This window comes from Kitasatospora sp. NPDC058965 (genome assembly GCF_042741245.1).
GTDB lineage: Bacteria > Actinomycetota > Actinomycetes > Streptomycetales > Streptomycetaceae > Kitasatospora.
Map to the genome: position 1 here is coordinate 1 of NZ_JBHYKG010000295.1, position 10,363 is coordinate 10,363.

Sequence of the window (10,363 nt, forward strand, 5' to 3'; positions counted from 1 at the left end):
CTGGATCGAAGTCGAAATCTTCAACCAGGAGATCTGGGACACCCCCGGCGACCAGACCCTGCGCACCATGATCGAACGCCACCACACCCACGTGGTCCGACCGTAAGCTCGCGCACATCAGCGCGGCTCACGCGGGAGACGGCGTGATCGGGCGCCGGGCGGAACCGGCAGGACGGGGCCCCGACTTACCGGCTGAGGGCGGCGCGAGCCGCCCTCAGCCCGTCCGGAGCTGCTCGCGGGCGATCTGCTCGCCGGTAGCCTCCAACAGGGCGTCGACCTCGCTCATGCAGCGCCGGGGATCCGGTTCGAGGCTGGTGAGCGCGTAGGTCGCGCGGAATCCGGCCTCGCGTGCCTGCTGGGCGGTCAGTGCGAGGCGACCGCAGACCGCCACAGTGGGCACGGCGTGCCGACGGGCGAGCTGCGCGACGCCCAGCGGGGCCTTGCCGCGCAGGCTCTGGGCGTCCAGGGAGCCCTCACCCGTGATGACCAGGCGCGCCCCTGCCACCTGCTTCGCCAGGCCCAGCAGGTCGAGCAGGACGTCGATGCCCGGCACCCGCACCCCTTGGAGCACGGCCATGACCGCGAATCCGAACCCGCCCGCAGCACCGCTGCCCGGCAGGCCGGCCACCTGCCGTGCGGCGGGCCCGAGGCAGGCCGCCAGCACTTCGGTGTAGTGGCCGAGCGACGCCTCCAGGAGCGCGACCTGCTGCGGGTCGGCACCTTTCTGCGGCCCGTAGGCCGCCGCGGCGCCCTGCGGGCCGAGCAGCGGGTTGTCCACGTCGGCGGCCAACACGAAGCCCGTCCGGGCCAGGCGGGCATCCAGTGACGTCGTGTCCACCCGGGCGAGTCGGGCGAGGGCTCCTCCGCCGCCGGGCAGCGCGCGACCCGCCTCGTCGAGCAGCCGTGCCCCGAGCGCGGCGAGCATCCCGGCGCCACCGTCGGTGGAAGCACTGCCTCCCGCGCCGAGGACGATGGTGCGGGCGCCCGCGTCCAGGGCGGCCGTGACGAGCTGGCCCACCCCTCGGGTGCCGGCCTCCAACGGCGCCGGGCGCCCTGCGGGCAGCAGCTGCAGACCGGCAGCCTGCGCCATCTCGATGACCGCGAGCTCGTCCCGCAGCGCGAAGTGTGCATCGACGGCGGTGCCGTCGAGCGGGCCGGTGACTGCGACGCTGCGCCGTTCGAAGCCCGCCGCGACGGCGGCGTCGACGGTGCCTTCGCCCCCGTCGGCCACCGGCAGGAGCGTGACGGGCACCTCGGGCGCGGTGCGGCGGATGCCGACGGCCAGCCGGGAGGCGACCCGCATCGCGTCGGCGGAGCCCTTGAACTTGTCCGGTGCGATGACCACCGGCGCGGCAGTGTCCGTGCTCATCGTCCACCTCCGGGTGTGTGTGCCAGGCGCAGCGCGCTGTCAGGCGACGCGGTCGAGGTCCGAGCGGAGGACCCTGTGCCGCAGCGGCAGGCCGCCGACCAGGCGCTCGAGTTCGTCCACGACGGCGGCGCCGAGACGTTCGAGCTCGTTGCCGAGTGAGCCCGCGATGTGCGGGGTGAGGAAGACGTTGGGCAGGCGGTGCAGCGGCGAGTCCGGGGGCAGCGGCTCGGGCTCGGTGACGTCGAGGACTGCGTTGAGACGCCCGGACACGAGCTCGTCGGTCAGGGCCGCGGGGTCGATCAGGGCGCCCCGGGAGGTGTTGATGACCGTGGCGCCGTCCGGGATCAGGGCGAGGCGGCGGCGGTCCAGCAGGTGCCGGGTCTGCGGGAGGCTCGGCGCATGCAGTGTGACGATGTCGCTGTCGCGCAGAAGGTCGTCCAACGGGAGCAGTGTCGCGCCGAGTTGCGCGGCTTCCACCGGCTCCGCGTACGGGTCGGACAGGGCGACGGCGAAGTCGAACGGGCGCAGCAGGTCCAGCAGGCGCCGTCCCACCCGGGACGCGCCGATGACGCCGACCCGGCGGCGGTAGTTGCCGAGCGCTGCGGGCCGGCCGTCACCGTCACGGGGGTCGCGCCCCTCCTCGTTGGGCGTTGCCCGGAGGACGAAGGCGTCCTTGCCGGCCAGCAGGATCGCCGCCAGCGTGTACTCGGCGACCGGAACGGCGTTGGCCTGCGCGGCCGATGTCACCACCAGACCGCGCTCCCAGCAGGATTCCGTGACGAGGCCGCGCACGGTGCCCGCCGCGTGCAGCACGGCCCGCAGTCGGGGCGCAGCGTCCAGCACCTTCCGGTCGATCGGCGGACAGCCCCAGCCGGTGATCAGGACCTCGGCCGTGGCGAGGACCTGCGCTGCCCCGGGCTGGTCGAAATCGCCGAGCACCCGGCGGGTGTCGATGTCCGCCAGCTCGGTGAGCCGGTCGATCAGGCGCGGCGGAAAGAGCCGGCTCAGGTTCTTCGACGCCATCGCGAACACGGCGGTCGGTCGGTCGGTCACGGTGGAAGGCTCCCCGGGCGAGGCGGCGGTGTCACGGAAGGGGTGGGCGGGCTGCGGCGCGGTGCGCGGGACCGACCCCCGCGCGTGCGTGTGCGGGGGTCGGCGACGCTCGGCGGGTGCCCGCTCTCAGTGGAGTTCGGGGCTGGCACCGGCGGGAACGGCGGCGGGGCGCTCGCACGTGCTCAGGATGCTCATCGAGTCGCCGGTGCGGGCGGCGGCGAGCAGTGACTCCATGACGTCGAGGACGTGGTAGGCGAGCCGTCCGTCGGCCCGGTGCGGTACTCCCCGGGCGATCGAGCGCGCCAGGTCGGAGACGCCGTACCCGCGGGACGCGTTCTGGTAGCCGCCCTGCTCGGGAACCGGCTCCCACTCCTTGGCTCCCGACCGGAAGATCCGCACCTCGCCGTCGAAGCCGTTGGGGTCGGGGACGGACAGCGAGCCTGCGGTTCCGTACACCTCGATCCGCGGCAGCGCACCGGCCCACACCTCGAAGCTCATCACCAGCGTCGACAGTGCGCCGCTCGCGTGTTCCAGGACCCCGGTGACATGGGTGGCCACCTCCGCCGTGAACGCGGTGCCGGCCCGCGGTCCGCTGCCGATGGTCCGGACCGGCCGCGGCGTCGAGGACATGCCGACCACCCGCCGCACCGGCCCGAGGAGCGTGATCAGTGCCGTGAGGTAGTACGGCCCCATGTCCAGCAACGGGCCGCCGCCGGGCCGGTAGTAGAACTCCGGGTCCGGGTGCCACCGTTCGTGGCCGGGGGTGACCATGAAGGCGGTCGCGGCCACCGGTGCGCCGATCTGCCCGGCGTCCAGGGCGGCGCGCGCGGTCTGCACGCCGGTGCCGAGCACGGTGTCGGGCGCGCAACCGACCCGGACGCCGGCCCGGTCGGCCGCCGCGAGCAGCGCGCCGGCCTCGGCGGTGGTCGACGCCAGCGGCTTCTCGCCGTACACGTGCTTTCCGGCGGCTATGGCGGCGTGCGCGACGTCCGCGTGGGCCGCCGGGACGGTCAGGTTGAGGACGAGGTCGACGTCGTCGGCCGCGTAGAGCTCGTCCGGCGTGGCCGCGCGGACCCCGGGCAGCCCGGCCGCGGCCGCGGCGGCGCGGTCCGCGTCCAGGTCGGCGATCGCGGTCACCCGCAGGTTCGCGAGTCGGGGGAACGTCGTGAAGTAGGCGCCGCTGATGTTCCCTGCCCCGACCACCCCGACACGCAGCACTCCGTCTCCGGTCATCGTGTCGCCCATGCCATGCCCTTCCTGATCATCGAGTCCACCTCGGGTACGTCCAGGTCGGCGAGGTTGTGTCCGATCGCCGTGACGAACACCCGCCCCGAGCCCCACTGCCGGGTCCAGGCCACGGGCATGACCACGCCCGCCAGTTCCGGGTGGTCGGGGTCCTCCGTGTAGTCGGTGACCGCGAGCACGTCGACGGCCGGGTCCACGTGCAGGTAGTACTGCTCGGTGGTGACGGTGAACGGCCCGGTCCCCACCGTCACCGGGTGGTCGGCCCGCTCCGGCACCGGGCGCACCTCGTAGGTGGTGAACTCCCGCGGGTGGTGCACGAACTGGGCCCCGGTCATCAGCTGGTAGCGGGTCTCGCCGCGGAAGGAGTCGACGATCCCGCCGTGCCAGCCGGCCAGGCCGGTGCCCGCCCGCACTGCCCGGGACAGGCCGAGGACCTGCTCCTCGGTGATCTGGCCCATCGTCCAGCACTGCACGACCAGATCGGTGGCCGCCAGCAGCTCGTCGTCGAGGTAGCTGTCCAGGGTGTCGCTCACCGTCACCCCGTAGCCGTCCTCCTCGAGGGCCTTCGCGTACCGGTCGCTCGCGGCGACCGGGCTGTGTCCTTCCCACCCGCCCCGGACGACCAGGGCCCGCTTCGGCGGGGACGCCAGGTGCTGTTGCTCTGTCAACAAGGGATCTCCAAATCGAAAGGGGTTCACTCCGCGGCGGTCTGCGCCGCCGGTGTCTGGCCGACGCCCTGGGCCCCGGCCGCCGCGCCGCCACCGACGCCCTCGACCAGGTGTCGCTGCAGGAGTGCGAAGACCACCAGGATCGGCGCGGCCACGATCACCGTGGCTGCGGCGATCAGCGGCCACTGCGTGGTGTGCTCGCCGAAGAAGCCGTACAGGCCCCGGGTCACCGGCCACAGACCGGAGTCGCTGAGCATGATCAGCGGCAGGATCAGGTTGTTCCAGGACGCCACGAAACCGAAGATGGCGAAGGTGGCCAGGGCCGGCTTCATCTGCGGGATGACGATCCGGAAGATGAAGCGGAAGTAGCCGCAGCCGTCCATGGCCGCCGCCTCGTCCAACTCCCGCGGGATCGTCTTGATGTAGCCCACGAAGAAGAAGAAGCCGGCACCGGTCAGCGAGGTCAGGACCAGGTACCCGACCCGGTTGTCGTACAGCCCCAGCTTCTGCGCCTCCACGAACAACGGGATCAGACCACCGGGCAGGAAGCCGGAGAAGACGAAGAAGCCGTACAGCAGGTTGGAGCGCCGGAACCAGCCCCGGGAGATCGGGAAGGCCAGGAACACGCCGAGGATCAGCGTGATGACGTCCGGGACCACCGCGTAGAGCAGCGAGTTGACCATCTCGGTGGCGAAGTCGCCCTGGCTCCAGGCCGCGCCGAAGTTGCTCAGCGTCCACGGATGGGGCAGCCCGGTCGGGTCCTTGAGGAACGACCCGTAGGTCTTGAACGCCTGCACCAGCAGGTACACCAGCGGCAGCGCGAAGAAGCCGGCCGCGACCGTGAAGCAGAACAGCTGGACGCCGCTGAGTCGTAGCCCGCGCAGCAGTCTGCGGCGCCGGTCGGCCCGCTCGACCTCGGTCTGCGCCGGGCGCTGCCGGGCCAGGCGCGCGGTCTGGACGCTCACAGCGACACCTCCCGTCGACGCAGCGCCCACAGCAGCACGCTGCCGATGACCGCCGTCATGGCGAACTGGACCATGGCCAGCGTCGAACCGAGGCCGAGATCGGGGTTGACCCCGAAGGCCGTGTTGAACATGAACATCCCCAGGGTCTGGGTGTGGTACTGGCCCTGGGTCAGGACCAGGATCAGCGCGTACTCCCCCAGGCTGCCCATCACCGTCAGGAAGACGTTGACGGTGGTGGACGGGGCGAGCAGCGGCCAGGTGATCTTCAAGAAGCGCCGGATCGGACCGGCGCCGTCCAGCGAGGCCGCCTCGTACACCTCCGGCGGGATGCGCCGCAGTCCGGCGATGTAGACCAGCATGGTGTAGCCGGAGAACATCCAGACGTTGACCAGCACGATCAGCCAGACCGCCAGGCCGGAATCGCCGAGGAAGGAGCTGTAGCCGCCGATCACCGAGTGGTAGACCTTCTCGGCGGGTCCGCTGCTCGGATCGAGCAGCAGCGAGAAGAGCACCCCGACGATCGTCACCGAGAAGATCTGCGGCATGAAGATCAGCGCCCGGTAGAGGCCGTAGCCGAAGCGCCGGCGCTGCAGCAGCAGCGCCAGGCCAAGGCCGACGCCGATCTGCAGCACCGTCACCCCGGCCACGTACTCCAGCGTGGTCACGACGGCCTGCGACAGCTGCGCGTAGTTGCTGGTGAACATGGTCCGGTAGTTGCACAACCCGCAGAAGGTCATCGGGGTGCCCGGCAGCCCGGAGTAGTCGGTGAAGGAGTAGTAGACGGTGGCGAGCGAGGGGTAGAGCCCGAAGGTCAGCCAGCCGATGCTGGGCACCGCGATGGAGAGCCAGGGGATCCAGCGCCTGGTCCGCCGGGTGCCGAAGGGGCAGGTGGACACGGCGTGCTCCTAGGGCTTGACGGCGGCGGTGTACGCCGCGGCCGACTTGTCCAGCGCTGCGGACAGCGGCTCGCTGCCGAAGGGCTGGGTGTCGGTGAGGGTCGGTCCGCCCGCAGGGTTGCCACTGCCGACGGACGGCGGCAGCCAGGGCAGGGTGGTGCCGATGAAGCCCTGCGCGGCGTGCGTGGCCAACCAGTCCGACCAGGGCAGGCTGGGCGTGGGGACGGCGGGCTCGGTGGAGACGGACCCGGTGGCCTTCACCCAGGCCGCGTAGTTGCTCTGCTGGGTGAAGAGGTCCAGGTACTCCATGGCCAGCTTCTGGTGCTTGGCCCAGGTCGGCACCGTCCAGGTCAGGTCGGGGGCGAGGTCGGGCCGGTTCCAGGACGCGTTGTCCGTGCCGGGAACGGCGAAGAACCCGAAGTTGAGCGACGGGTTGGCCTGGGCGATGGTGTTGCCGTCGTAGGACCCGTCCGCGAAGAAGGGGAAGTCGTCGGCCTTGGCCGCCCACACCCCGGAGGCGGTCGCCGCCGGCACGCCGCCGGCATTGGGCTCGAGGTACGACATGACCTGCTCGTAGCGCTGCGCGGCGTCCTTGTACACCGGGCTGTTCCAGTTCTGCTGGCCGCTCCAGAACTGCTGGTCGCGCTGCAGCCAGAGGGAGTTGGCCGCATCGGCGGGCTGGTCCTGGATGAGCAGCTGGTTGTAGATCCCGAACCAGACGATCGACTGGAACCCGTCCTTGCCCGCCACGAAGAGCGGGTTCGCGCCCTTGGACTTGAGTGTCTTGAGGTCGCCGATGAACTCGTCGAAGGTGGTGGGCACCGACATGCCGTACTTGGCCAGCAGGTCCTTCTTGTAGAAGAGGCCGGTGTTGTTGACGTACTCGGCCGTGGTCACGCCGTAGACGCCACCGTTGTACCCCATCGTGAACTTCTGCGTGGCGGGGTCGAAGCGCTGCATGAAGGGCTGTGAGCTCAGGTCCACGAACTGACCGTTCGCCACCAGCGCGGCGGTGCCGCTCGGCTTGATGTTGGTCGAGGCCGGCGGGTACTTCGTCGGGCTCTGGGCGAACTGCGCGAGCACGTCCACGTCCTTCGAGGCCAGCAGGGAATTCTGCAGGGCGGGCCACGCACCGGCAGTCGTCGGCGCGGTCTGCAGCTTGACCTTCACGCCCGGGTGCTGCTGCTCGAACAGCTGGTTCACCTTCTGCGTCTGCGCCACCGCGGCGGGGTTGGTCCACATGGCGACGACGAGCGTGTCCGACGACGCGCCGGCACTCGTGCCGCCGCACGCAGTCAGGCCGGCGGCAAGGGGAAGACAGGCCGCGAACGCCGCGAGTGGACGGCGGTGGCGACGGGTTCTGGCCATGACGGCTCCTCAAGGAACTGGTGGGGGCACGGCCGACGGCGCGGGATGCGACAGGCGTCGCAATCACTGTCCTGGAGTGCCCGAAGTCTCCGGTCCACATTGCGGGCAGGTCAACCCTTGATGGCAGGCAAAGACTTTTCTGACAGAAAAGATCACCATGTCGCCTCGGGAAGGGTGGCATCATCGCAGGTCATGCTGAGGGAGGGTAAGAAACCGGCATCAGACCTTGTCCTACTAACACTCTTGGAGTTACGTACCGTTCACACGCCGACGGCGCCCTGGAGAGCACGTCAACCCACCCGCCCCTCGAACCCCGTGAAAGGGGAAACGATGTTGCGCACGGTTCGACGCGGAGCGATATCCCTGCTCTGCTGCGCCATCGCCACCGTCCTCGTCAACGCGAACGCGAACGCCGCCGCACCGCACCCGCAGGCCAAGCCGGCCAAGCAGACCAAGCACGCGGACAGCCCGTCGACCTACTGGGCCACCCAGTTCCAGTTCGACAACAACGGCACCCCCTGGACCACCGCGACCTTCGCCGAGCTCAAGTCCAAGGGCGTCAACCGCGCCGAGATCAACATGCCGTGGTCGAAGATCGAGCCGACCCGGGGCACCTTCGACTTCTCCGAACTGGACCAGGAACTCGCCGCCGCGGCCGCGGAAGGCGTGAAGCTCGTCCCGATCTTCTGGTCCTCCGGGTGGCGCGGCAGCCCGGCGCCCTGGATCACCGACTTCGAGGTGACCAACACCGGCGCCAAGGGCGTCGCCCCGGCCTGGTGGAACCTCACCCAGCAGCAGGACTACTTCACCTACGTCACCAGCACCCTGACCCACATCGCGAAGAGCGCCGGGTTCGGCGGCGCGTTCATGGACTACGGCCACACCGACGCGCAGTGGCTGGAGAGCTCCGGCTCGGGCGGCTGGGCACCCGCCGACATCGCCTACTTCCGCACCACCTGGCTGCCGCGCACCTACGGCACCGTCGCGACCTTCAACGCGAAGAACGGCACCGCGTACACCTCCTTCGACCAGGTCCCGGCCGCCGTTCCCGGCGCGCCGCTGGCCGGCGTCTACCAGGCCTTCCGCCAGTGGAGCGTGCAGGACACCTACGACCGCCTCACCGCGGCCGCCCGCAAGATCACCTCCGCGCCGCTGTACTACTACTTCGGCGGGCACATCTCCAACGCCCCGCAGCTCGGCAACCTGCCCGACGTCTTCTTCACGCTGGCCCGCAAGTACAACGCCACCGTGGTCGAGGACGCCGCGAACTCCAACGGCCTCAGCCTCCTGTTCGGCAGCCTGGGCCGGGCGTACGGGGTCAAGGTCGCCCAGGAGTGGACCGTCACGGCCGACGACTCCCTGCTGCCCTCGGAAGCCACGCTCTGGCTGTCCGACTACGGGATGACCCTGCCCACCGGAGGCGGTGAGGACTTCTTCATCCACGACGGCACCAGCAAGGACGTCGTCGGATTCCCGATCTTCACCTCCTGGCTGCCCGTGCTCCAGAAGCTGTCCGGCTCCTACCCGACGCAGCCGGTCGCCGTCTACATCGACTACTCCCAGGCCCGCGGCAACACGGGCGGCGGCAGCCTGAGCGGCATCGAGAACAACATCGGGTCGTTGTGGTCCGGCTACCAGGCCGGCTTCGCCGTGGTCACCAGCGAGGAGATCGCCAACCACGCCGACAGCCTGTCCAACTACCGCGCCGTGCTGCCGATGAACGGCGTCGACGCGAACCTGACGGCCTACCAGAAGGGTGGCGGAAAGCTGCTCACCAGCGGCTCCCAGCTGAGCGGGTACGCACCGGCCTACGCCGACCTGACCAGCCAGCACGAGCTGCAGGTGGTCCCCGTCACCGCCGCCGACCACCGCAGTGCCTCGCTCACCGTGGCCGAGGTCAACCCGTCCTTCGGCTTCACGGGGTCCGTCACCCTGCACCCGAACGGGCTCAACCTGGTCGCCGGCCGCTACCACGTGGTGGACGCGCTGACCGGCAAGGTGCCCGCCCAGGCCGTGCTCGCCGACGGCAGCATCTGCGTCCCGGTCACCATGGGCTCGGCGAAGCTCGACCAGTGGTCGCTGCTCGCCGGTGCCGCACCTGCCGGGACTCCCGTCCCGGCGAACTGCCCGGCCACGGGCGCCGGCGCCACCAGCATCACCGGCACCGCCGGGCAGACCGGTGGCGGCGTGAAGTTCCTCAGCGTCGGATCCACCGGCCAAGGCGCCGACGGCAACCTGACCGCAGTCACCCAGGGCGGGCGCTCCGCGTACGCGACCTGGACGAGGTCGCAGAGCGGCGTGAACCCCGCCAACATGTACCTCCAGGTCGACCCGTCCAGCCAGGTGGCCAAGGCCTCCACGGTCACCGCGAACATCACCTACTGGTCGGTGGCCGGCCAGGGCTTCCAGGTGCAGTACGACGCGCCCGGCAACGCCTACCTCGGCGGACCGACCGTGGCCGGAAGCGGCACCGGCAGCTGGCAGACGGCTACCGTGACGCTGACCGGCGCGCAGTTCAACGAACTGCAGAACCTGTCCGCCGACCTGCGGCTGTCCGTCACCGACCCGACCACTCCGCTGTACGTCAGCAGCGTGACGCTCGCCGTCGGCTGACCGACCGCCACCTCCGCCTCACCACCGTCTCGAAGGGACCTCCCCCGTGCACGACGTCCGCGAACCGGTCCGGGACCGCCGCCCGCGGCATCCCGGCCAGGTGCTCCACCCCGCCCCCCGCCCCAGGCGCCGGCCGCAGCCCCCGCGCAACGCGCCCCCCACGGCGGGTGTGCCGGATGAGATACG

8 protein-coding genes are annotated in these 10,363 nt (G+C 70.8%); 1 reads left to right on the forward strand and 7 read right to left on the reverse strand.

Annotated elements, in window-relative coordinates; genetic code table 11:
- Positions 1–214: 214 nt before the first annotated feature.
- From ACFW1A_RS32870 to ACFW1A_RS32900, 7 genes are all read right to left on the reverse strand, one after another.
- Entirely contained in the window at positions 215–1,369 is a 1,155-nt protein-coding gene (locus ACFW1A_RS32870) for a glycerate kinase (RefSeq protein ID WP_380415443.1), read from the reverse strand.
- 39 nt (positions 1,370–1,408) lie between these two features.
- Complete coding sequence (locus tag ACFW1A_RS32875) at positions 1,409–2,392, reverse strand: hydroxyacid dehydrogenase (protein ID WP_380415460.1); 984 nt, start codon at positions 2,390–2,392, stop codon at positions 1,409–1,411.
- A gap of 156 nt (positions 2,393–2,548) precedes the next feature.
- Complete coding sequence (locus tag ACFW1A_RS32880; RefSeq protein ID WP_380415446.1) at positions 2,549–3,667, reverse strand: Gfo/Idh/MocA family protein; 1,119 nt, start codon at positions 3,665–3,667, stop codon at positions 2,549–2,551.
- Positions 3,652–4,335: a ThuA domain-containing protein gene (locus ACFW1A_RS32885; RefSeq protein WP_380415450.1), complete on the reverse strand. Its 684-nt coding sequence runs from the start codon at positions 4,333–4,335 to the stop codon at positions 3,652–3,654. Before ACFW1A_RS32885 ends, ACFW1A_RS32880 begins: the two co-directional genes overlap by 16 nt.
- Before the next feature lie 26 nt (positions 4,336–4,361).
- Positions 4,362–5,300 carry a carbohydrate ABC transporter permease gene (locus ACFW1A_RS32890; RefSeq protein ID WP_380415452.1) on the reverse strand — a complete coding sequence of 313 codons (939 nt, stop codon included), beginning with the start codon at positions 5,298–5,300 and terminating at the stop codon, positions 4,362–4,364.
- Complete coding sequence (locus ACFW1A_RS32895) at positions 5,297–6,196, reverse strand: carbohydrate ABC transporter permease (RefSeq protein WP_380415454.1); 900 nt, start codon at positions 6,194–6,196, stop codon at positions 5,297–5,299. Before ACFW1A_RS32895 ends, ACFW1A_RS32890 begins: the two co-directional genes overlap by 4 nt.
- Before the next feature lie 9 nt (positions 6,197–6,205).
- Positions 6,206–7,564 (reverse strand): ABC transporter substrate-binding protein, encoded by a 1,359-nt coding sequence (locus ACFW1A_RS32900; protein WP_380415456.1) that lies wholly within the window; start codon positions 7,562–7,564, stop codon positions 6,206–6,208.
- A 330-nt stretch (positions 7,565–7,894) separates the two neighbouring features.
- Between ACFW1A_RS32900 and ACFW1A_RS32905 the strand changes: the two genes are divergently transcribed.
- A complete protein-coding gene (locus ACFW1A_RS32905) occupies positions 7,895–10,177 on the forward strand; it encodes a beta-galactosidase (protein ID WP_380415458.1) in 2,283 nt (760 codons plus the stop codon).
- Positions 10,178–10,363: the final 186 nt, after the last annotated feature.